Genomic DNA, 21,560 nt, shown 5'->3' with positions numbered 1-21,560 from the left:
TAAGTAATAACTATGTATATCATTCCAGCAATCGATATTTTAGACAAAAAAGTTGTTCGCCTACGCGAAGGTAATTATGAAGAAGTTACCACATATGACGTAAGCTTAGAAGAAATGATCGAAAAGTACCAAGCTAACGGCACCGAGATCATTCACGTCATTGACCTAAATGGGGCTAAAGGAGACTTTACCAATCAAAAATACCTTTTTGATATTGTTAAGAAAGTAGACATGAAGATCCAATACGGCGGTGGTATACGCAGTATCGACATGGTCAAGAAACTGACCGACGAAGGTATTTATCGTGTAATTGTTGGCACACAGGCATTAACAAAACCAACATTTTTAGATGAATTGAGCACGCTAAAATGTTCAGATCAAATCGTCATTGCGATCGACGTATTAGACGAGGTTATAAAATATTCTGGTTGGATGGAAAGCTCACCCGTAAAATTGATCGACTACATTGATCGCTGCTTAGGCTTGGGTTTCTTTCGTTTCCTTTGTACGGATATAAACAAAGACGGCAAGCTAAATGGAGCAGGTGTGGAACTTTATAAAAAATTACTGGGCCACTCACCGATTATCAAACTGATCGCCTCAGGTGGGATCAGTTCAATGAAAGATATTCAAGAGCTTTCTCAGCTACGAATCGAAGCTGCAGTTGTCGGAAAAGCTATTTATGAAAATCATATTAGCATCGAAGAAATCAAAGAATGGAACCTCAGATCGCTAATCAAATTTTAAAAGAAAGTAACTTGGCCAAGCGGATTATACCCTGCCTGGACGTGAAAGATGGACGAACTGTTAAGGGCGTTAATTTTGTAAATCTTCAAGATGCCGGCGACCCGGTTGAGCTAGCTTATCAATATTCTCAGCACGGTGCCGATGAACTTGTTTTTCTTGATATTTCAGCAACAAATGAAGGTCGAAAAACTACAGTTGAATTGGTAAAAGACGTCGCGCAGAATATCAATATACCTTTTACAATTGGCGGCGGTATTTCAGAGCTCTCAGATGCCGATGCCCTTTTAGAAGCCGGAGCGGACAAGATTTCTATTAATTCCGCAGCTGTTAAAAATCCGCAGTTAATAGAAGATTTAGCCAAAGCTTTCGGCAGGCAATTCGTGGTTGTAGCTGTTGACACTCGATTTGTTGGTGACCAAAATTATGTTCATTTAAACGGCGGAAGAATTAAAACTGACTGGGAGACGTTCAACTGGATAAAGCAAGCCGAATCACTCGGTGCTGGAGAGATCTTACTTACGTCTATGGACTTCGATGGTACAAAAAATGGCTTTGACATCGATTTACTTAGACAGGTAAACAAAAACTTATCTATCCCACTTATTGCATCTGGAGGTGCAGGAAATATTCAGCATTTCATAGATGTGTTTAAAGAGAGCGATGTCGATGCAGCTTTGGCTGCGTCAGTGTTTCACTACGGTGAAATAAAAATCAACGAATTAAAACAAAAATTAATCGACAAAGGAATACAAATAAGACTCTAAACTTCATGATCGATTTCAAGAAAAACGACGGCCTCATTCCTGTTGTAATCCAAGACAATTATACATTGGAAGTTCTCATGCTTGGTTATATGAATGAAGAAGCATGGAATAAAACAAAAGAAGAGAAATTGGTGACCTTTTTTTCTCGGTCTAAAAACCGACTATGGACCAAAGGTGAAGAAAGCGGAAATGTTTTGAAAGTGGTCTCGACACATATTGACTGTGATCAAGATACCATCTTGATTAAGGTCAAACCTGCAGGTCCTACCTGCCATACAGGATCTAGAAGTTGTTTTCAAACAAAATTCAACCAGAACTTTCTTTTCTATTTGGAGCAAATTGTCAAAAATCGGTATAAGAACCCAACCGAAGACTCCTATGTTAACAAACTGAGAAAAAAGGGAATCAATAAAATCGCTCAAAAAGTTGGCGAAGAAGCTACTGAAACGGTGATTGCAGCGTTAAATGAAACGGAGAAAGATTTTATTAACGAAAGTTCAGATTTGTTGTTTCATCTTATCGTTTTATTACAAGAAAAGAACATTTCACTGAAAAAAATTGCAAAAAACTTAGAAAGCAGACATAAATAAGCGATATATTGGCGTGTATGAAACTTTCAATCGAGTTAGACGCAATATTAAGTGGACATCAAAATCCGATATATACGGTTGAGAATGGCCCGGAACCGTATCAATTATTCACCGGCGGAAACGACAAAGGACTGGTTTTGTGGAACTTAGAAAAGATGAATTTTGAAAAGATTCTACTACCAGTACAATCATCAATTTATTCGGCTCACTACGATTCCAACACTGACGTTCTCTTTGTAGGTGAACGTAATGGAAAAATCAATATTTATAGTTTTAAGGAAGAGAAAAACCTTTCTCCTCTTCTTTATCATGAAAAACCTGTATTTGATATTGCTACCTTAAATGAGAAAAAAGAGTTGTTAGCTGCATCCGAAGATGGCAAAGTAAGTATATGGTGTCTAAAAACTTTTAAGAAACTGCACCATCTTGACATATCACAAGATACAATACGAACCATCGCTATTAGTCCGGATCAAAAAACGGTTGCATTCGGGGCCAAAGACTCGCGGATTTATATATTCAACACGGAAGACTATAGTTTCAAAAAATTAGTTAAACAGCATACGATGCCAGTCACCTCAATGACGTTCTCGCCGGATGGGCGTTACTTTCTTTCGGGCGGCAGGGATGCAAAGTTATTTATTTATGATGCTTTCGACTTCTCATTAATCAAGGATATTACTGCACATATGTTTACTGTGTATGGCATTTCTTATCACCCCCACCTTCCGTTGTTTGCTACAGGTAGTCGGGACAAAAGCATCAAGCTCTGGGATGCTGAAACATTTGAACTAATTAAAACAATCAGTTTTGAAAAGGGATACGATGCGCATAAACTATCGATCAACAAAATTGTCTGGAATAGAAATTCAGATCAACTTATTTCAGTAGGTGATGAAAAATTAGCCTACGTGTGGAATATCAGCAGTGTCTAGGTTTCAAAACATTCTGTTCTGATTAAAAACTACATTGTCGTTTTTTTGTTATATTTAGGTAATCAAAAGCAAAAAACTGATGTCAGTAATCAATAATTTTCAACGTATCCTTATTGCCATTGATGATAGCCCTTATTCTGAAAAGGCCGCATTATATGGTTTTCATTTAGCGCATGTTATGAATGCTAGTGTAGCATTATTAAATGTTATGGATCCACCAGCAACTACCTATTCTGGTGACCCGCTATTAGGGCAGCAACCACTGGTACTTCCAGAGGTTACAGAAATGCAAGAGGAAACATCAAAAGCTATCCTAGAACGTTATGAGTCGAAATGGAATAGCAGCAAAGAACTTCTTACTTTTAGTAAAATCGGCAACCCGCGTATCGAAATACTCAACACAGCCGAGGAATGGAAAGCTGATCTAATTATATTAGGGACGCATGGGCGCACAGGATTTGATCATTTTATATCAGGTAGCGTGGCCGAAGGCGTCGCTCGCAGATCGTTATGTCCAGTTCTTATCGTACCAAATAAGACTGATAGTTAAGCAAATTGGGTTTTAATTTTAAATTGAAAGTTTACGATTCTATGTGGTGAGAGGGTTCACTCTCACTCACTCTTATTCGTTATGCAGAAATGCTTTCTTAGCTAAAAGCTCTTCTTCTGTCTCTCTTCTGTCCTCATCATCCACACAGCAATCTACCGGACATACCGCCGCACACTGAGGCTCATCGTGGAAACCCACGCATTCAGTACACTTATCTGGTACAATAAAATACACTTCGTCTGAAACCGGGGTTTGGACTTCTTCAGCATCAACTGTTCTCCCGTCAGAAAAATCAATCATCCCCCGAAGTTCTGTGCCATCTGAATAGCGCCAAGCTTGTCCCGCATCATAAATTGCGTTATTAGGGCATTCGGGCTCACATGCCCCGCAATTAATACATTCGTCAGTAATTATAATCGCCATTATCCTGTTATTATAGCTTCTTTTTAATACTAAAGTCTACCTAAGAAACATACTTGCATTAAGCTTAAAAATAAGTTTCCTATTTTTGTACACAAATATAAGGCATTATTAAGTAATTATAGTAAAAACGTAGAGATTTTGACAACTTATCAACGATTGGCGGCTTTTTCAATATTGAAGAATCGCATCTTAGCTAACAACGATATGTTAGAAGATGTGATATCAAAAGCCTATTCACGCAACGCTTGGTTTACGCCAGATAATATTCGACAAGCTATCCATTCTAATCTAAATCTACTAGATCAGGCAAACTTGGACGAGTGGATAAAACCTTATCATGAAAATCTTGAGATACGAACGGATAAAACAGTAGGTCTAATCCTTGCTGGGAATATACCTATGGTTGGTTTTCACGATGTTCTAACTTGCCTTATAGCTGGCTTTAATGTACAAATCAAAACTTCTTCGGATGATGATATCATAATTCCTTATATACTCGATCAATTAATTGCAATTGAACCAGAATTTACGGCTAAAATAAATATCGTCGATAAGCTTAACGACTTCGATCTTATTATTGCTACAGGAAGTAATAATACTGCTCGCTATTTTGACTATTATTTTAGAAATGTTCCCCATATCATTAGAAAAAACAGGAACGGTGTTGCTCTGATCATGAAGGACGATACAGAAGCTGATTTTAAAAAATTGGGCAAAGATATATTGGATTATTTCGGACTGGGGTGTCGTAACGTTTCAAAAATTTTCTTCCCTGCTGCTTTTGACTATTCTGTTTTTTTTAAAGCCATCGAAGAATATGCTGACATAAGCAACCATTACAAATACAACAATAATTATGAATATAACAAAGCTATCTACCTTGTAAACGGCGATGAACATATGGATAATGGCTTTTTGCTTTTGAAACGAGACGAGCGTATCGCCTCGCCACTCGGTGTTATTTATTTCGAAGAGTACCAAGACTTGCAGGAATTAAATGAGCGACTCGTTATAGAAGCTGAGAAAATCCAATGCATCGTAGGTCATACAAATATTGACGGAATCTCTCCCTCCGTCCCGTTTGGTAAAAGTCAGAAACCAGGACTTAGCGATTATGCAGATGGTGTAAATATTTTGGATTTTTTAAATGCCAATAGGTAGTTTATCCTTAACTTTGGGTCATGTACATTATTAAAGTAAAAGGAGTTGCAAAAATTCCAGATTATGTGCAGTTGAGAGACGAAGAGTTTACGCTCCTCGCCTATTTCCGGGTTGACAGACCAGACAAATCGTTAGAAAAGCTGGGACTTGGAGATCAGAAAGACGCTATTATGAGCGTTATTAATGAAATGCCTTTTGGAATTATAAGAAAATTAGAACTTTGAACATGGATCAGAATACAGTTATCGCTCTTAAAAGTGTAGACATATATCAACCTCAACATTTAGTACTTTCCAACGTCGCGCTCAGTGTACAATCTGGCGAATTCGTTTATCTTATCGGTCAAACAGGATCCGGAAAAAGCAGTTTACTAAAGGTTATTTATGGCGACTTGCCAATTGCTGCGGGCGAAGGAATGGTCGCAGGTTTCGATCTAAAGAAATTGGCAGAACGGGATATTCCGTTTTTACGTCGGAAACTAGGTATCGTCTTTCAAGATTTTCATTTACTAACTGACAGAACAATTGAGAAAAACCTTGAATTTGTTCTAAAAGCAACCGGCTGGAAAGACAAAAATATGATGAACGAAAGAATGCTGGACGTACTTGAAAAGGTTGGACTGCGTTCAAAGCTCAAAAAAATGCCTCACGAACTGTCTGGTGGTGAGCAGCAAAGAGTTGTGATTGCACGTGCACTTCTCAATAATCCGGAAGTTATCTTAGCTGATGAACCAACAGGTAATTTAGATCCAGATACCTCTGAAGAAATCGTGCTACTGCTTCGAGAAATCAGCCGTAGCGGAACTGCCATTCTTATGGCTACACATGACTATCAAATTATCAAAAACTTACCATCACGTATTATCAAAACCCACTCAGGTTCGTTATTGGACAATATTGACATTCAGTAGAAGTGAAAAACTGACATGTTGGCGGACAAAAACGTTTGGCAATACAATTGATAAGACTTTCCTGTACCATTAAATAAATTATTCAAATGGAAAATAAACATCCAGAAGAACATTTGGACAATAAAAATATTACGGACGAATTAGAATCGGTGAATGAAGCTCGTAAACATGCAAAAAACGTATCTCATAGTGAAGACAGTTCAGATGATGATGCCGTTTCTTCGGAAGATTCTTTAAAGCAAGAACTAGAAGAAGCAAAAGATAAATATGTGCGCCTGTATGCGGAATTTGACAACTATAAAAGACGCTCTTCTAAAGAACGTGTAGAGTTTTTACAAACTGCAGGAAAAGATGTCATTAATGACCTATTACCGATTATTGATGATTTTGATCGTGCAATTAAAGCTGCTGAAGGCACTGAGAATATCGATTCTGTGAAAGAAGGAATTCTATTAATTTCGCAGAAATTAAAAAAGACTTTGGAGCTAAAGGGTCTAAAACCAATGGAGTCTATCAACCAACCATTTGACGCAGATTTGCATGAAGCTGTAACCAAAATCCCAGCGCCAAGTGATGATCTAAAAGGTAAGGTCATAGACGAAGTGGAAAAAGGATATTTTTTAAATGATAAAGTACTTCGTTACGCCAAAGTTGTAGTAGGAAGTTAAATAGCTGTAGGATAAAAACAAAACAATGTCGAAGCGAGATTATTATGATGTATTAGGAGTTTCAAGGTCGGCTACTCAGGCTGAAATTAAATCAGCCTATAGGAAGTTGGCAATCAAATATCATCCGGATAAAAACCCTAATAACAGTGAAGCTGAAGAGAAGTTCAAGGAAGCTGCAGAAGCTTATGAAATTCTGAGCAACCCAAAAAAGCGGAGCAATTTTGACCAGTTTGGCTTTGGTGGTGGTTTCGGCGGAAGTCAGGGAGGCATGAATATGGACGACATATTCAGTCAATTTGGAGATATTTTTGGGGGAGCGGCTGGTGGTAGCCCTTTTGATAGCTTCTTCGGAGGAGCAGCTTCCAGCGGTGGTCGCCGAACGGCTCGCGGTAGTAATCTAAGGATTCGGGTCAAACTAACTCTTGAAGAAATAGCTTCCGGAGTAGAAAAAAAGATCAAGGTAAACAAAAATGTATCATGTAAACCTTGTAATGGGACAGGCGCTAAAAATGCTGCGGCATTCAGCACATGTTCTACATGTAATGGTACAGGTACCGTGCGTCGTGTAACTAATACCATTCTTGGTCAGATGCAAACATCAAGCACATGCCCTACTTGTAACGGAACAGGAAACTCCATCACGGATAAATGTGAAACATGCCATGGTGAGGGCGTGCATAAAGGAGAGGAAACCATTTCAATTAACATCCCTCCCGGGGTGACAGAAGGCATACAACTATCGATGTCAGGAAAAGGGAACGCAGCGCCGCATGATGGTATTCCTGGTGACTTGATCATTGTTATTGACGAGGTTCCTCATGAGATCTTAAAACGGGAAGGCATAAACATAGTTTATGACCTCTACATAAGTTTTGTAGATGCTGCATTAGGTACATCGATAGAAGTACCAACTATAAGTGGAAAAGCTAAAATTAAAATTGAACCAGGTACACAAGCAGGGAAAATCTTGCGCTTAAAAGGAAAAGGTATCCCTGAGGTTAATTCCTATCACCGAGGAGACCAATTGGTTTATGTCAATATTTGGACGCCAAAAAATCTTTCTAAAGAAGAAAAAGCACAACTGGAAGGCTTACGTGAGTCGAACAATTTCAAACCACAACCTCGTAAAGGTGAAAAAAGCTTTTTTGAGAGGATGAAAGAATATTTTGATTAACCTCGTAAAAGATAGACATCCAGACTGGATCACAAAAAAAGCCTACCATATTCATATGGCGGGCTTTTTTTTATTTTTTCATGTAACGAAAGCTCGCTTTTCTAGTCTAAATGAGTAAAATCTAGTGCGAATGTTAGAAATCAACGATATTGTCAAACAATATGCGAAACACACAGCTTTAGACCACGTTTCATTTTCGATACGGAAAGGAAGTATTTTTGGCCTTTTAGGTCCGAATGGAGCTGGTAAAACCTCTTTGATTCGTATTATCAATCAAATAACAGCTCCCGACCACGGTCAAATCTTATTTAATGGTGAACCATTAAATCCAAATCATATCTCAAAAATAGGCTATTTACCTGAAGAAAGAGGTCTTTACAAAAAAATGCTGATTGGTGACCAAATGCTCTATTTAGCACAACTGAAGGGTCTCTCAAAAAAGGAAGCAACCGAACGCATTAAACATTGGTTTGAAAGAATGGAAATGCAAAGTTGGTGGGACAAGAAGGTAGAAGATCTCAGTAAAGGGATGCAGCAGAAAGTACAATTCGTCGCAACTGTCATCCATCAGCCAGACCTCATCATTCTCGACGAACCATTCTCGGGCTTTGATCCTGTTAACGTAGATATTATCAAAAGTGAAATTATCAACCTGAATAAGAATGGGTCAACTATTATTTTTTCAACACATCGCATGGAATCCGTAGAAGAGCTCTGTGATTCCATTGTCTTGATCAATAAAGCACAGAAAATACTTGATGGAAAGGTATCTAATATAAAAAATGCCTATCGGAATAACCGGTTTCACATTCGATATGTCAGTCAAACAGGAGCGCCTATAAGTGAGCCTGTGGATACTGATATATTCCGGATCATCGAAACCAAAACAACCGAACTTGGATATGATAGTAAGGTTGAGGTAGCAGAGGGACGTAGCATTAACGATGTACTTACTTATTTTATTGACCAAGTTGAAGTACATGAATTGAAAGAAATCATCCCTAGCATTCATGACATATTTGTTCAAAAAGTAAAGGAAACTCATTAAGATGGAAAAGATATTTCTTATTATCAAACGTGAATATTTAAGTCGTGTAAAAAAGAAGTCATTTCTTGTCGGCACTTTCTTAGTCCCATTAATCTTCATCGGTATGTGGGGAGGAATTATTGCTATCTCCATCCAAGATTCTTCGTCTAATGCAGTTATTAAAGTTATAGATGACAGTGGATTAATATTGAATGAACTATCAAACACAAATTCAATTACATTTGAAAAAGCCGTGGGTGATGAGAACTCCGAGCGAAAAGCTATACTTGATGAAGAGGATCAGTACCTTCTCCTTATCCCCTCTGACATCACTGAATCAGAAAGGCTCCAATTACTATCTTCAAATAAAGCAAGTATATTTATTCAATCTGAAATAGAGAGCCAAGTAGAAAGTGTTCTGAATACGATTAAATTGAAAGAAGCAGGTATTGATCAGAAAACCTTAGAATCTATCAATCCGAATGTACGTATTACCGCTCTGGAGGTTACTGAAGCTGGAGAAAAAGAATCTCATGCAGGTGTTGCTATGGGAATCGGTATGGCGGCCGCTATGCTGATTTATTTGAGCTTATTTATTTATGGAGCACAGGTTATGCGTGGCGTCATTGAAGAGAAAAACAATCGAATAGTTGAGGTGATTATTTCCTCTGTACGACCGTTCCAATTGATGATGGGAAAAATAGTTGGTATAGGACTTGTTGGACTAACTCAATTCTTTTTATGGATTATACTTTCAGGTGCATTAATGACTGCAGGCAGCATGATCCTTGCTTCTCAGATGCCCGATATGAGTGTAGAACAAATGCCTTCAGTCGCGGGCGCCGCAAATACGACACAAGTCTCTAGTTTGACGCAAGACGGTGTTATAGGTGACATACAGAACATTTTAGCTGGTATCAACTTCCCCTATATCATCGGATTTTTTCTAGTGTTTTTTTTAGGAGGATATTTATTATATAGTGCTCTTTTTGCGGCGGTTGGATCGGCGGTTGATAACGAAACTGAGACACAGCAATTTATGTTACCTATTACGATGCCTTTGCTCTTTACTTACGTTATGGCGTTTAGTCTCTTAGTAAGAGATCCACACGGACCGCTAAGTTTTTGGTTGAGCATGATTCCGTTAACATCGCCAATAGCTATGATGGTCCGAATTCCTTTTGGTGTTCCGCTATGGGAAATTTTACTTTCAATCGCCTTGCTTATCGGAGGTTTTATTCTGACCACGTGGGTCGCTGCCCGTATCTATCGCGTGGGTATTTTGATGTATGGAAAAAAAGCTAGTTATAAAGAATTAATTAAGTGGTTTAGGTATAAACGCTAGTTTGATGAATATAATCTGCAAAGCATTCGAGGAGCTCACCAACAAGGAGTTATATGATTTACTTCAACTTCGTTCGGAAATATTTGTTGTTGAACAGGCTTGCACGTATCAGGATCTGGACGGTGTTGACTTCCAATGTCACCACCTGTTGATCTATGACCAAAGAGACAAATTACAAGCTTATGCACGATTAATACCGGCTGGATTAACATTTTTCGAAAATTCGATCGGTCGGATCGTAACAAGGGAACACGGAAAAGGTTTAGGTAGAATATTAATGAAGATCGCTCTGGTTGAAATGAACAACTTATTTGGTGAGCAGCCGATACGCATCGGCGCTCAAACCTATGCACTAAAATTTTATCAGAATTTTGGCTTCAAGACAGACAGTGATACTTATCATGAAGACGGTATCGAACATGTCGAAATGCTTCGTCCGTAGAGATTCTGCTCAATACCAACTAAAGCTTTCGATCAATATCCCAGCCTTCAAGATACTCAGCAATTCTCTTTAAAAACATCCCTCCCAATGCGCCGTCTACAACGCGGTGATCATAAGATAGAGACATAATCATTTTTTGACGTATAGCGATTACATCTCCGTACTCTGTTTCCAATACGGCCGGCTTTTTACCTATACTACCAATTGCCAATATTGCTACCTGCGGTTGATTAATTATTGGTGTACCCATCATACTTCCGAAAGAGCCAACATTTGTTACCGTAAATGTCCCACCTTGGGTCTCGTCTGGCTTTAATCGATTTGCCCTGGCGCGACCAGCTAAATCATTCACCACTTGGCTTAATCCGACTAAGTTTAACTGATCCGCATTTCGTATTACAGGTACAATCAGGTTTCCAGATGGCAAGGCTGCCGCCATACCTACATTAATATTTCCCTTTTTAATAATTTGAGTACCAGATACTGATATATTTATCATTGGATAGTCGCGGATCGCCTTCGCCACTGCTTCAATAAAAATTGGAGTAAATGTAATTTTAACGCCTTCTTTCTTTTCAAAATCCTCCTTCACCCGGCTTCTCCAGTTCACGATGTTCGTTACATCGACCTCGATGAATGAGCAAACATGAGGTGATGTTTGAACACTATCAACCATATGTTGCGCAATTAACTTGCGCATTCTATCCATTTCAATAATCTCATCGCCAGTCTCGGCCACCATCGTCCTGGTAGAAGAATCTTTCGATTCCATAGAGTCAGAAGATGACCCAACTGTTTCTGAAATAGGTGCTTTTTCTACTGCGACGGGTGCGTCCTTTCGCTCGTCGATATAATTTAAAATATCCTGTTTTGTCACCCGTCCCTCTAAACCCGAACCAGTTATCTGATCAAGTTCTTCTTCACTAATCCCCTCCTCGGCAGCAATGTTTTTAACCAGAGGAGAGTAAAAACGTCCACCTTTTCCACGCTCGCCTAGTAAGTCTAACCCTGGTATTACCCTGCCCTCTTCATCATCGATGCTATCTCTATCTCCCACGTTTAATGACTGTTGAGAGTCATCAATATCGACTATCACATCTGCGCCATCAGAATCCTCTCCTTTTGCCGGCTCCGAATACCCTGAATCAGAAGTTCTTTCCCCAGATTGAGATGCGTCATCGTCACGCTCACCTTCCACCTCTAATATTGCGATCACATCTCCTACTTGGGCAATGCTATCTTCCGTAAAAAGCTGCTCTATCAGTTTACCTTCAACCGGCGATGGCACATCCGAATCTACCTTGTCCGTCGCTATATCTACCACTGAGTCATCCACTTCTATCCAATCACCCGGTTGCTTCAGCCATTTAACAATAGTTGCTTCCGAAACACTTTCACCCATCCGCGGAAGAATTAGATTATATTTTGCCATATTTTTCAACTCTTAGGTAAGCTAAGTTAGTTAAATAATTACGAATTTTCCTCTTTCACTAAACGAAACAATAGAAACAAAGCGCTTGTTGCAGCCCTTATTATATTGTCTTCTCGCCTTTTACCAAACAAAAATTTTGTCGAAACAGTTTTGGACAATCCACTCACTGCAATCCATACCGAGCCGACCGGATTCTCATTGGTTGCACCATCAGGTCCCGCTATCCCCGTGATCGCCACTGCATAGTCACTCTGGAGACGTCTTTTAACTCCAGAAACCATTTCCTCAGCAGTCTGTTGGCTAACAGCGGTATACTGTTCCAATGTTTCCGCTTTTACATCCAACTCAGCTTCTTTTACTGATTCAGCATAACTGATAATTGATCCTAAAAAAACCTGACCACTACCGGGCACCTGAGTCATTAGATGTGAAAAATAGCCTCCAGTGCAACTTTCCGCAGCTGCAACCGTTAACCCTAAGTTTTCAACCGTTTTTAAAAAACTGTATTGGAGAGACTCCCCTGTATCATTAATATAATATGTAGGTATCAAATTGATAATATTACCGGCAAAATGATCTAGTTCTTCTCTTATATCAGTCTCCGACTGCTCGTCACGCCCAATTGCTGTCAACCGAAGACGTACCTGTCCGTAGGTAGGCAGATAAGCCAACTGGATCGAATCGGGCAGACTAGCCTCTACCGGTGCGATGGTTCCCGCTAAAAAAGACTCACCAATACCTGCTGTTAAAATCGTCTTATGGAAGCGCAATTTCCTATCAGGCATTTTTTCCAGCCTCGGAATTACTTCATGGTTCATCAAATATTTCATCTCCGTCGGCACACCCGGCAATACAGCATAGCAAACGCCTTTCTTTTCAATCCACATTCCAGGAGCCGTTCCCGCCTTATTAAACATTACCTCCGCAATTTTTAGAACTTCGGCCTGTTGCTCATTTTCTGGCAGCATAGGTTGCTTATATTTAGCAAAAATCTCGCGCACGTGTGACAACACATTAGCATCAGTTACAATTTCCGTATCAAAGTACTCGCGAAGAGCCTGTTTGGTTACATCATCTTTTGTTGGCCCCAAACCGCCTGTCATAACGATCAAATCAACCCGTCCGGAAGCGAGAACCAAAGCTTCCTTAATCTTCTGCTTATTGTCTGCTATCGCTGAGATATGAATTACATTCACACCAATCTCATCCAGATGTGAGCAAATCCAACTTGAATTTGTATCTACTATCTGTCCGATTAATATTTCGTCTCCGATTACAATAAGTTCAGCTTTCATAGTTTAGATAAACAATTTTTAGAAACTGTTATAGTAGTCATTACGCTTGGTCAGCTTAAGATCTTGTAAAACAGAAGCTTTTATCCTAAGTGTAAACGTGTAACTCCGGTATGTACCAAACGGAATCCATCCAAACGACATGTCCCAACAATGCAAATCACGATAAATATTAAACTGCGTTAATGTAATTTTTTGAGCCTGAAAATCATAGCCTGTATTATATTGTATTTTCCATTTCGGCGTTATACTCAAATCCCCATACAAATTTAGAGTACTGGTAATATTACTTCGGTTACCTGGATTTGAATAATAAAAGCTGAATGACGCAGCTACGTTCCACGGCACCTTAAAATCCACAAACGCATTCGGATCGGAGGTGATCCGGTTTAGTTGATTTCGTTGATCAGGTGTTAATCCTTCCGGATTCTCGCTTAGGACATCCAGCTTCTCATTCCGGCTCTTCGAAGCCTCTGAGTTCAAACTATAATCCATCGACAATCCAAAATTCGTCAACCTTGCTAGCGTACCATTCTCAATCGCAAAGCGATCGACTCTCCGACCTAGCTCACTATCGTACACATAAGGATCTAATGAGCCGTTAAAACTCACCCCCAGCTTATCGTCAAAAAGCGCTGTTCTGCCCGAAAAACTAATATTAGAAAGCTTAAAGGAGTCTGCCACAAAGTTATAGTTTCCGTTGAATGAAAGCCCCTGCAAGATTTTAATCTTCTTAAAACCAGTACTATCCTCCGTCGACCGAACTTTTGCCTCCACATTATTATCGATTGAAAATCCAATCCCCATAGACTCTCCTCTACCCGGGCCGCCGAAAATTGAATTCTCGTAAATCGAATAAATATTCTCTTGACCGGTTTGATCTTGAAAACGACGATAAAAACCGAATCGCGGATCAGAAAAATCCGGGCGATAGTTGAAGTTAACCGAAGGTGTAATAACGTGACGTATTGCAGCCAATTTCCCTTTAAACTCCTTCATTCCGTAAATCTTCGTCGATAGTCCCGATGACAACGAGTAGTCATAGGCACGGCTAAATCCAGAGACAGTATCCGTATTCTGAACAAATCCACCTGCAGTGTTGTCCAAACCTTTCCGAATTGTTTGGAAATACCAGCGTTCGGTATAATTTACACTCGAGTTAAATTGGAAAAATTTAAAGGCATTTAAAGATAAACTGATAGGAATATTGTGTTGGAATCCATTTTGGAACTGTCTGAGTGTTTCCTGATCGAATAAATTACTTTCCGTAGCATTCAACGTGTTCCGCCCCTGTAGGCTATAGCCAACATTGATACGCTGATACCATTTCTGTTCTCCAATCCGATCTTTTGAATCAAAAGGATTAAAAGACGTCATGTTCAAATTAAACGAAGGCAATTCCAAATACACCGTCTTTGCAGAAATATCCTGCCTGTGTGATAAAGAAGAGGTAAAGTTGAAACGACCATCTCCAAAAATCTTTCCATATGAGATCGAAGATGACATGGAGTTTTTTGTAATCTGATCAAAGTCGTAGCTCCCACCTGCGGCAGTTTCTCTAAAGTACGAACCAGTACCCACATCTACTGAAGCAGTAAAAGACGTACCCGGATTCGCTTCCTGACGTTGGCTATGGTTCCAGGTAATGTTAAAATTCTTCTGAGGGTTATATTGTGGCGTACCTTCTACTCCCGAACGAATATTTGCATAACGTATACTAAAACCGCCGTCATATTTATAATTTTTCCGATAACGCGCCCTCACTGAGCCTTCGTAAGACCCTTTTGAATAAAGTGTACCCCGGACTTCTGCATCCCAATAATCATTAAAGCCAAAATACCACCCTATATCTCGCATAAAAAAACCACGAGTATAATCTTCTCCAAATGTTGGAAAAAGAAACCCTGAAGCTCTTTCGTTCATCTTCGGAAAGAACCCGAAAGGCACTGTAATAAAGGGTAATGGTACGTCTTCCACAACCAGGTAAGCAGGCCCCGTAACAATATTTTTTTCAGATACCACGCCACGACTAATGTGGATACCAAAATGTGTATGGGGTTCCGGCAAGCTACACGTACTATACATTGCATCTTTAATAGAAGCCTCATCATATTCATTCTTTTTCAACTCTTGCGCTTGAATAAACCCACCTTCTACTTCAGAAAAAACACCGAAGACCTTAACTTTCTTTGTCGTAAAGTTATAGTAAAGAGAGTCAGTGGTAGTCGGTGGCTCGGTCGCCGTCTTAAAGATCGGCCTACCTCGATAATTATGATTATGATCGTAAGATCCACTAGCGTAAAGCGTATTTGTATTCTTATCAACACGGATATAGTCGGCCGTCAACTCAAAATCTTGATACTTAATTTTAGCATTTCCTAGAAAATGGATCTGATTATTTTTAAAATCGGTTATCGTAGTATCACCCACTTGATTAATAGGCGCATCTATTGCATTACCCTGCCCTCCTACTGTATCTTGTGACAAAGAATCTTGTGACAAAGAGTCGGCAGCCAAACTATCCGCATTTAAACTCGTAATAACACTTGCTGTATCGAGAGGGCTAAGCGGATTGACTCTCAGCGAAGTATCTTGAATGTTTGGAGTCGTGTCAGCAGAACTCACTTCCTGTGCTGATACAGAAAGTACAGAAAAAGCCGTTATAAAGAGTAAAAATAGTTTAAAAATGCCGCTTCTCAATTTCAAAATTATGACTATGAATAGTACTTTTGTAATAACGTTCTTGAGTCGTCAAAAATAAGGAAAATTAATTGAGGTATCTCGTACGTAACCGAATTTACTTATATTAACTTAAAATAATTTAAAAAATTGCCGTTGTACTTATGAAACACAAGATTTCGATCAACACTCTTTGCCTTTATTTCACTATTCTATCATCTTTTTCATTTTTTTCATTTACAGGCCCGACAAATGAGGTGCAAGAAGATGCACGTGCACCGTACAAGATTAAAACAATCGTTATCGACCCTGGTCATGGTGGTCATGATGGTGCGACAAGAGGTGTCATAGCACGTGAAAAAGACGTGGCGCTGCAAGTTGCTTTAAAACTTGGCAAGAGTATTGAGAAGGAAATGAAAGATGTAAAAGTAATTTATACCAGAAAGACTGATATATTCGTCAAATTGTATGAGAGAATTGAAATAGCAAATGCGAATAATGCTGATTTGTTTATCTCAGTGCATTGTAACTCAATGCCGAAACGTCCGGGAACAGAAAAAGTAAGAGGAACAGAGACATTCATATCGGGATTTCACCGCATGGGAGAACAGGATGTTGCAATGCGCGAAAACGCATCAATCCTTTTAGAAGAAAATTATGAGGAAAACTACAACTTTGACCCAACAGATCCGGAAAGTTTGATTATCTTTTCATTAATGAAAAATCAATATCGCAATCAAAGCTTTCATTTAGCAAGTCTTGTTCAAGAAGAATTTGCTAAATCAGGAAGAATAAATCGTGGTGTTAAAGAGCAAGGCTTGGCAGTTTTAGCTCGCGCAGGGATGCCGGCTATACTAACCGAGATTGGGTTTATCAGTAATCGTACTGAAGAACGCTATATGACCTCAGCTGAAGGGCAGGCAGAAATCGTCAAAAATTTAACTGACGCTATCAAAGCTTATAAAGCTGAGGTAGAAAAGTAAAGTAAGACGTAGCGATAGACGGATTGCTCCAAATAGGACTTAAAAAAACAGAGTGTACACGTTAAAAAACGACTATTTTGAAAATTGCAAACGAAACAAAAGTTGGTATCCTTGCCACAGTGGCTATCGCTATCTTAGTTCTGGGTTATAGCTTTTTAAAAGGCAATGATGTATTTACATCAGAGAACACCTATTATGCCACCTATGACCAGGTTGACGGGCTCACCGTATCAAAACCGGTATTCGTAAATGGTTACCAGATCGGAAGGGTGTCTGGCCTTACTCTAAGGTCGACTGGCGATATTTTAACTGAATTTAAAATTGACAAAAAATATGATATCCCTGAAAATACTATCGCACGAATCGCTAGTACGGATCTCTTAGGAAGCAAAGCTATCGTTTTCGAACTTGGCAACGCGTCGACATACGCTGATAATGGTGATACCTTGCGGGCAGATATCCAACAGAACATCATGGATAAAGTAGAACCAGTTCAAAAAAAGGCAGAAGCTGTTTTCTTGATGTTAGACTCGGTATTAACTTCAATTAACAATACCGTTAATCCTGATTTCCAACGAAATGTAAATAGAAGCCTTGCTAGCATTGCCAATACTTTGCAGACTTTGGAGAATACGGCCGGACAGGTCGACGGCATGGTCGGCGCGGAAAAATCAAAGATATCAGGTATCCTAACAAATCTAGAGTCTATCTCAAAAAACATGGAACAAAACAATACTCGTATATCTGCAGTATTTGCCAATATGGAAACCATTACAGATAATGCAGCAAAACTAGATTTCACTGAAACCATGGCCAAGGCAGACAAAGCAGTTGCTGACCTACAATCCATCACCAACAATCTGAACCAGGGTGACGGTTCTCTGGGCAAATTATTAAACGATGATTCACTTTACAACAACCTTGAAGATGCCTCTAAAAGTTTAGATAAGCTCATCGTTGACATGAAAGAAAACCCGAAGCGCTATTTACACTTCTCTGTTTTCGGTCGAAAGAATTAAAATCTAAAGAATTAAATTAAAGAAGCTTCTATCCATTCCCCGTAGAACTCAGATTCCGTTTTTCCAATGGCTCGTATTTGCTGTGGGATAAAGCTTGTTTGAGTTTGACCGGGAATGGTGTTAATCTCAATAAAATAAAAACGATCGGTATCATCTTCCAGAAAAAAATCTATGCGCACCAATCCTTTACAATTTAAACGCTTATAAATCTCTTTCACGATCGTTTCCATACGAGCCACCTGAACTTCATTTATCCTGGCTGGTGTAATTTCCTGTGTTAAACCCGGGATATATTTAGCCTCATAATCAAAAAAATCACGACCTGTAATCACTTCCGTCGCAGGCAAAACCTCCACATCATTTTGAAACCGATATACACCGACGGAAAACTCTCTGCCGGTCACGAATTCTTCTACGAGAACCTGTCGCCCTGTATTGGCTGTATTAAAAGCTAAATCAATCGCATCTTTTAAAGCAGCGGCAGAACTTACCTTTGACATACCAATACTACTCCCTCCTGCATTAGGTTTGACAAACACAGGCAAACGCATTTTCTCGAGAACCTTTTCCGCAGCTCCCTCAATATCCCACTCGAAAAGCTGAACTGACTGTGCCATGTACATATCCTCAATATCATAGAGCACAGCCTTGGTATAAGCCTTATTCATGGTCAAACCTGAAGTCAGAGAATCACATGATGTAAAAGGAATATTAAGCATTTCAAAATACCCCTGTAACTGTCCGTTCTCACCTGGTGCACCGTGGATCATAATAAAAGCCAGATCAAAGCGAACTTTTCCACCCGGAAGAACTAATGAAAAGTCATTTTTATCAATGTAGTATCTTTCACCTTGCTCATCTTCATAATACCACCCCTCAGGAAAAACATGAATTAAATATACGTCGAAACGATTACGGTCAATGTTTTTTTCAACAAAAGAAGCACTATTAACTGACACTTCAGCTTCCCCTGAATAGCCACCACAGAGCAAGGCAATTTTTCTTTTCATAATTTATTAATTTGAAAACAAATATAGAGCATCTTTGAGATTTTAAGTATGTTTGAAACGGAAATAAATTTATTTTTCAATTTGCAAAAACAGGCTAATCCATCATTTGGATTAATATTTGCTTAGATTGGAAACAGTTGGTTTAATAAAATAATATGAGCAAATTCTTTCAGTATCTGCGAACACAAACTTTTAGAAATAACCTAATCACTGCCATTATTGTTATTGCTCTCTTTGTTTTCACTGTTTTCTTTGTGTTAAGAAGCTACACCCGACATGGCGAGAACATCAAAGTGCCTGAGCTTACCAATATGTCACTGAAAGAAGCAATCAATACGCTGGAAAGTAACGGTTTTCGTTATCAGATAGATTCCGTCTACCAGACCGATGCGACCCCCGGAACTATCATTGATCAGGATCCAGGGCCTGGTTCAAACGTAAAGACCAACCGGACAATTTATATTACCATGATCACAATGACGCCGCCATTTGTCAACTTTCCTGAGGTTCGGGAAATGACATATCTGGAAGCTCGCGCTATGATCGGTAATTATGAGCTTAAAATCGCTGATACTATTTATATCCCAGATATTGCCCGTGATGTTGTCCTTGACGTTAAATATGGAGGAGAAAAACTGCTTGCTGGACAGGAAATCCCTAAAGGCTCTAGCGTTTCTCTCGTTTTAGGAAATGGTATGGGTGACTCTGAAGTTCTTGTTCCTGACCTTTCAGGCTTAACATTAGATGAAGCTACTTTCTCCATCAGAGGTTCGTCACTTACGCTCGGCTCGGTAAATTACATGGGATATATCACTGATTCTTTAAGTGCCACGGTAGTGAGCCAGACGCCAATTCCCGATTCTACAAAAAAAGTAAGCATCGGAACACCCATTAACATCGCTCTCAGTAACTAAGATTTTTAGAAAGGTATTCATGCAAACGGAAAAGAAGAATTCAAGAAAGAAAAGCCTTCCCTTTATTCTAATTATTTTATTCATTATTGGACTGCTAGCAGGCTATTTTGGATATATCCTCTATCAACGACTCATGGGGCCTAATGTTACCAGTGAGCAGGAATATCTTTATATCCCTACCGGTTCAGGCTTCGAAGACTTGATGCAGAACATCGCTGAGAACAAAATAGTTAAAGACACTGCTGGGTTTCGCTGGGTAGCCGAACAAAAAGAATACCCCTCACATGTCAAACCAGGGAAATATAAACTAGAAGAAGGCATGAATAATCGCACGCTATTGAATATGCTAGGAGCGGGTCTTCAGGAGCCGGTTAATCTTCAGTTTCAAAACATCCGACTTAAAGAAAACTTCGCTGCGTATCTTGCTAAGCACTTAGAACCCGATTCTGCAGCATTTAGTACCATTCTTAATGATGACTCCTTAGCAGTCAAGCATGGCTTTACAACCGAAAACATCTTTACGATGTTCATACCAAATACCTACGAATTTTACTGGAATACTTCTGTTGATGACTTTTTTGAACGCATGGCGGCAGAATACGAAACTTTCTGGAATGACGAGCGCCTAGCGAGAGCCGACTCTGTAGGATTGAGTCAGATCGAAGTTAGTATTCTGGCTTCTATCGTCAAAGGAGAAGCACTACACACCGACGAGATGCCAGAGATCGCTGGTTTATACATCAATCGCCTGCGTAGAGGCATGTTACTTCAAGCAGATCCAACCGTCATTTTTGCAACACAGGATTTTAGTATCCGAAGGGTCCTCAATCGCCACTTACGAACTCCTTCACCGTACAATACCTATATTCATAAGGGATTGCCCCCTGGGCCTATCATGATGCCAAGCATTGCTTCCATCGATGCGGTTTTAAACTTCAACGAACATGACTATATTTATATGTGCGCGAAGGATGATTTCTCTGGATATCATAATTTTGCAACCAATGTACGCGATCATCTAGTCAATGCAAGAAAATTCCAGCGCGCTCTTGATGAACGAAATATAATGCAATAAATGTTTACATTCAAATGCAACATCCGCGTTCGGTATGGTGAAACCGATCAAATGGGATATGTCTATTATGGCAATTATGCCGAATATTATGAAGTAGCTCGTGTAGAAATGCTTCGAAGCTTAGGTACGTCCTATAAAGACATGGAAGACAGTGGCGTTATGATGCCAGTACTAGACTTATTTTGCAAATATATCAAGCCTGGTCGCTATGACGAAAATCTTACCATCACGGTCAGTATCAAAGAAAAACCAGGAGTACGAATTAAGTTTCATTATGAAATCCATAACGAACAAAACGAGTTAATCAACCTTGGAGAAACAACCCTCGTATTTGTCGATATGGAGAGCGGCAGACCTTGTATGCCTCCAGACGATTTCCAAACTCGCTTATCTCCATACTTCTCTTAAAACTTTATAGAG

23 protein-coding genes are annotated in these 21,560 nt (G+C 39.4%); 18 read left to right on the top strand and 5 right to left on the bottom strand.

Features of this window, described 5'->3' with window-relative positions; genetic code table 11:
• Nucleotides 1-12 precede the first annotated feature (12 nt).
• The 5 genes from D3P12_RS09315 to D3P12_RS09295 all read left to right on the top strand — a co-directional run bounded on the left by D3P12_RS09315 (nucleotide 13) and on the right by D3P12_RS09295 (nucleotide 3,586).
• Nucleotides 13-747, top strand: a complete 735-nt coding sequence (locus D3P12_RS09315; RefSeq protein ID WP_118194891.1) for a 1-(5-phosphoribosyl)-5-[(5-phosphoribosylamino)methylideneamino]imidazole-4-carboxamide isomerase — start codon at nucleotides 13-15, stop codon at nucleotides 745-747.
• Nucleotides 717-1,511, top strand: a complete 795-nt coding sequence (hisF, locus tag D3P12_RS09310) for an imidazole glycerol phosphate synthase subunit HisF (protein ID WP_118194889.1) — start codon at nucleotides 717-719, stop codon at nucleotides 1,509-1,511. The genes D3P12_RS09315 and hisF overlap by 31 nt, the downstream gene beginning before the upstream one ends.
• Nucleotides 1,512-1,516: 5 nt before the next feature.
• Nucleotides 1,517-2,101, top strand: a complete 585-nt coding sequence (hisIE, locus tag D3P12_RS09305; RefSeq protein ID WP_118194887.1) for a bifunctional phosphoribosyl-AMP cyclohydrolase/phosphoribosyl-ATP diphosphatase HisIE — start codon at nucleotides 1,517-1,519, stop codon at nucleotides 2,099-2,101.
• 17 nt (nucleotides 2,102-2,118) lie between these two features.
• Nucleotides 2,119-3,036, top strand: a complete 918-nt coding sequence (locus D3P12_RS09300; RefSeq protein ID WP_118194885.1) for a WD40 repeat domain-containing protein — start codon at nucleotides 2,119-2,121, stop codon at nucleotides 3,034-3,036.
• A gap of 79 nt (nucleotides 3,037-3,115) precedes the next feature.
• A complete protein-coding gene (locus D3P12_RS09295) occupies nucleotides 3,116-3,586 on the top strand; it encodes a universal stress protein (protein WP_118194883.1) in 471 nt (156 codons plus the stop codon).
• A gap of 72 nt (nucleotides 3,587-3,658) precedes the next feature.
• On the opposite strand, the gene D3P12_RS09290 is transcribed toward D3P12_RS09295, so the two are convergent.
• On the bottom strand, nucleotides 3,659-4,009 hold the full coding sequence (locus tag D3P12_RS09290; protein ID WP_118194881.1) for a 4Fe-4S binding protein: 351 nt from the start codon (nucleotides 4,007-4,009) through the stop codon (nucleotides 3,659-3,661).
• A 138-nt stretch (nucleotides 4,010-4,147) separates the two neighbouring features.
• Between D3P12_RS09290 and D3P12_RS09285 the strand changes: the two genes are divergently transcribed.
• From D3P12_RS09285 to D3P12_RS09250, 8 genes are all read left to right on the top strand, one after another.
• Nucleotides 4,148-5,170 carry an acyl-CoA reductase gene (locus tag D3P12_RS09285; protein WP_245977420.1) on the top strand — a complete coding sequence of 341 codons (1,023 nt, stop codon included), beginning with the start codon at nucleotides 4,148-4,150 and terminating at the stop codon, nucleotides 5,168-5,170.
• A gap of 20 nt (nucleotides 5,171-5,190) precedes the next feature.
• Nucleotides 5,191-5,394 (top strand): fructose-6-phosphate aldolase, encoded by a 204-nt coding sequence (locus D3P12_RS09280; protein WP_118194878.1) that lies wholly within the window; start codon nucleotides 5,191-5,193, stop codon nucleotides 5,392-5,394.
• Between the two features lie 2 nt (nucleotides 5,395-5,396).
• Complete coding sequence (locus D3P12_RS09275; RefSeq protein ID WP_118194876.1) at nucleotides 5,397-6,080, top strand: cell division ATP-binding protein FtsE; 684 nt, start codon at nucleotides 5,397-5,399, stop codon at nucleotides 6,078-6,080.
• An 86-nt stretch (nucleotides 6,081-6,166) separates the two neighbouring features.
• On the top strand, nucleotides 6,167-6,748 hold the full coding sequence (locus D3P12_RS09270; RefSeq protein WP_118194874.1) for a nucleotide exchange factor GrpE: 582 nt from the start codon (nucleotides 6,167-6,169) through the stop codon (nucleotides 6,746-6,748).
• A 25-nt stretch (nucleotides 6,749-6,773) separates the two neighbouring features.
• Nucleotides 6,774-7,922 carry a molecular chaperone DnaJ gene (gene dnaJ / locus D3P12_RS09265; RefSeq protein WP_118194872.1) on the top strand — a complete coding sequence of 383 codons (1,149 nt, stop codon included), beginning with the start codon at nucleotides 6,774-6,776 and terminating at the stop codon, nucleotides 7,920-7,922.
• 130 nt (nucleotides 7,923-8,052) lie between these two features.
• The gene (locus tag D3P12_RS09260) at nucleotides 8,053-8,970 is read left to right on the top strand and encodes an ABC transporter ATP-binding protein (protein WP_118194870.1); all 918 of its coding nucleotides are present in this window, start codon (nucleotides 8,053-8,055) and stop codon (nucleotides 8,968-8,970) included.
• A 1-nt stretch (nucleotide 8,971) separates the two neighbouring features.
• The gene (locus D3P12_RS09255) at nucleotides 8,972-10,294 is read left to right on the top strand and encodes an ABC transporter permease (protein WP_118194868.1); all 1,323 of its coding nucleotides are present in this window, start codon (nucleotides 8,972-8,974) and stop codon (nucleotides 10,292-10,294) included.
• A gap of 4 nt (nucleotides 10,295-10,298) precedes the next feature.
• Nucleotides 10,299-10,736, top strand: coding sequence for a GNAT family N-acetyltransferase (locus D3P12_RS09250; protein WP_118194866.1), 438 nt, complete (start codon nucleotides 10,299-10,301; stop codon nucleotides 10,734-10,736).
• A gap of 19 nt (nucleotides 10,737-10,755) precedes the next feature.
• Here the strand turns inward: D3P12_RS09250 and D3P12_RS09245 are convergent, their stop codons facing one another.
• From D3P12_RS09245 to D3P12_RS09235, 3 genes are read right to left on the bottom strand one after another with little or no spacing between them, the layout of a single operon-like run.
• Nucleotides 10,756-12,168 carry a dihydrolipoamide acetyltransferase family protein gene (locus tag D3P12_RS09245; protein WP_118194864.1) on the bottom strand — a complete coding sequence of 471 codons (1,413 nt, stop codon included), beginning with the start codon at nucleotides 12,166-12,168 and terminating at the stop codon, nucleotides 10,756-10,758.
• 38 nt (nucleotides 12,169-12,206) lie between these two features.
• Nucleotides 12,207-13,463, bottom strand: a complete 1,257-nt coding sequence (locus D3P12_RS09240; protein WP_118194862.1) for a competence/damage-inducible protein A — start codon at nucleotides 13,461-13,463, stop codon at nucleotides 12,207-12,209.
• Between the two features lie 18 nt (nucleotides 13,464-13,481).
• Nucleotides 13,482-16,166 (bottom strand): putative LPS assembly protein LptD, encoded by a 2,685-nt coding sequence (locus D3P12_RS09235; protein WP_157970308.1) that lies wholly within the window; start codon nucleotides 16,164-16,166, stop codon nucleotides 13,482-13,484.
• A 137-nt stretch (nucleotides 16,167-16,303) separates the two neighbouring features.
• Here D3P12_RS09235 and D3P12_RS09230 point away from each other — a divergent pair, with 137 nt between their 5' ends.
• A complete protein-coding gene (locus D3P12_RS09230) occupies nucleotides 16,304-17,122 on the top strand; it encodes an N-acetylmuramoyl-L-alanine amidase family protein (RefSeq protein ID WP_118194858.1) in 819 nt (272 codons plus the stop codon).
• Nucleotides 17,123-17,199: 77 nt separating this feature from the next.
• Complete coding sequence (locus D3P12_RS09225) at nucleotides 17,200-18,141, top strand: MlaD family protein (protein ID WP_118194856.1); 942 nt, start codon at nucleotides 17,200-17,202, stop codon at nucleotides 18,139-18,141.
• Between the two features lie 11 nt (nucleotides 18,142-18,152).
• On the opposite strand, the gene D3P12_RS09220 is transcribed toward D3P12_RS09225, so the two are convergent.
• The gene (locus D3P12_RS09220) at nucleotides 18,153-19,151 is read right to left on the bottom strand and encodes a D-alanine--D-alanine ligase (RefSeq protein WP_118194854.1); all 999 of its coding nucleotides are present in this window, start codon (nucleotides 19,149-19,151) and stop codon (nucleotides 18,153-18,155) included.
• A 155-nt stretch (nucleotides 19,152-19,306) separates the two neighbouring features.
• Between D3P12_RS09220 and D3P12_RS09215 the strand changes: the two genes are divergently transcribed.
• From D3P12_RS09215 to D3P12_RS09205, 3 genes are read left to right on the top strand one after another with little or no spacing between them, the layout of a single operon-like run.
• Nucleotides 19,307-20,065 (top strand): PASTA domain-containing protein, encoded by a 759-nt coding sequence (locus D3P12_RS09215; protein ID WP_118194852.1) that lies wholly within the window; start codon nucleotides 19,307-19,309, stop codon nucleotides 20,063-20,065.
• A gap of 19 nt (nucleotides 20,066-20,084) precedes the next feature.
• The gene (gene mltG / locus D3P12_RS09210; RefSeq protein ID WP_118194850.1) at nucleotides 20,085-21,140 is read left to right on the top strand and encodes an endolytic transglycosylase MltG; all 1,056 of its coding nucleotides are present in this window, start codon (nucleotides 20,085-20,087) and stop codon (nucleotides 21,138-21,140) included.
• Nucleotides 21,141-21,548, top strand: coding sequence for an acyl-CoA thioesterase (locus D3P12_RS09205; RefSeq protein WP_118194848.1), 408 nt, complete (start codon nucleotides 21,141-21,143; stop codon nucleotides 21,546-21,548). It begins immediately after the preceding gene.
• Nucleotides 21,549-21,560: the final 12 nt, after the last annotated feature.

This window comes from Pedobacter indicus (assembly GCF_003449035.1).
GTDB lineage: Bacteria > Bacteroidota > Bacteroidia > Sphingobacteriales > Sphingobacteriaceae > Albibacterium > Albibacterium indicum.
Note: the sequence above shows the minus strand (reverse complement) of the source record. Positions and strands in the feature narration are given on the sequence as shown.

What these genes read in the sequence shown, in the direction of transcription:
- D3P12_RS09245 (WP_118194864.1), bottom strand. Translation starts at nt 12,168, where the DNA reads ATGGCAAAATATAATCTAATTCTTCCGCGGATGGGTGAAAGTGTTTCG.
- D3P12_RS09255 (WP_118194868.1), top strand. Translation starts at nt 8,972, where the DNA reads ATGGAAAAGATATTTCTTATTATCAAACGTGAATATTTAAGTCGTGTA.
- D3P12_RS09280 (WP_118194878.1), top strand. Translation starts at nt 5,191, where the DNA reads ATGTACATTATTAAAGTAAAAGGAGTTGCAAAAATTCCAGATTATGTG.
- D3P12_RS09300 (WP_118194885.1), top strand. Translation starts at nt 2,119, where the DNA reads ATGAAACTTTCAATCGAGTTAGACGCAATATTAAGTGGACATCAAAAT.
- D3P12_RS09205 (WP_118194848.1), top strand. Translation starts at nt 21,141, where the DNA reads ATGTTTACATTCAAATGCAACATCCGCGTTCGGTATGGTGAAACCGAT.
- hisF (WP_118194889.1), top strand. Translation starts at nt 717, where the DNA reads ATGGAACCTCAGATCGCTAATCAAATTTTAAAAGAAAGTAACTTGGCC.
- D3P12_RS09250 (WP_118194866.1), top strand. Translation starts at nt 10,299, where the DNA reads ATGAATATAATCTGCAAAGCATTCGAGGAGCTCACCAACAAGGAGTTA.
- D3P12_RS09260 (WP_118194870.1), top strand. Translation starts at nt 8,053, where the DNA reads ATGTTAGAAATCAACGATATTGTCAAACAATATGCGAAACACACAGCT.
- D3P12_RS09290 (WP_118194881.1), bottom strand. Translation starts at nt 4,009, where the DNA reads ATGGCGATTATAATTACTGACGAATGTATTAATTGCGGGGCATGTGAG.
- hisIE (WP_118194887.1), top strand. Translation starts at nt 1,517, where the DNA reads ATGATCGATTTCAAGAAAAACGACGGCCTCATTCCTGTTGTAATCCAA.
- D3P12_RS09315 (WP_118194891.1), top strand. Translation starts at nt 13, where the DNA reads ATGTATATCATTCCAGCAATCGATATTTTAGACAAAAAAGTTGTTCGC.
- mltG (WP_118194850.1), top strand. Translation starts at nt 20,085, where the DNA reads ATGCAAACGGAAAAGAAGAATTCAAGAAAGAAAAGCCTTCCCTTTATT.
- D3P12_RS09215 (WP_118194852.1), top strand. Translation starts at nt 19,307, where the DNA reads ATGAGCAAATTCTTTCAGTATCTGCGAACACAAACTTTTAGAAATAAC.
- D3P12_RS09230 (WP_118194858.1), top strand. Translation starts at nt 16,304, where the DNA reads ATGAAACACAAGATTTCGATCAACACTCTTTGCCTTTATTTCACTATT.
- D3P12_RS09270 (WP_118194874.1), top strand. Translation starts at nt 6,167, where the DNA reads ATGGAAAATAAACATCCAGAAGAACATTTGGACAATAAAAATATTACG.
- D3P12_RS09220 (WP_118194854.1), bottom strand. Translation starts at nt 19,151, where the DNA reads ATGAAAAGAAAAATTGCCTTGCTCTGTGGTGGCTATTCAGGGGAAGCT.
- D3P12_RS09295 (WP_118194883.1), top strand. Translation starts at nt 3,116, where the DNA reads ATGTCAGTAATCAATAATTTTCAACGTATCCTTATTGCCATTGATGAT.
- D3P12_RS09275 (WP_118194876.1), top strand. Translation starts at nt 5,397, where the DNA reads ATGGATCAGAATACAGTTATCGCTCTTAAAAGTGTAGACATATATCAA.
- D3P12_RS09240 (WP_118194862.1), bottom strand. Translation starts at nt 13,463, where the DNA reads ATGAAAGCTGAACTTATTGTAATCGGAGACGAAATATTAATCGGACAG.
- dnaJ (WP_118194872.1), top strand. Translation starts at nt 6,774, where the DNA reads ATGTCGAAGCGAGATTATTATGATGTATTAGGAGTTTCAAGGTCGGCT.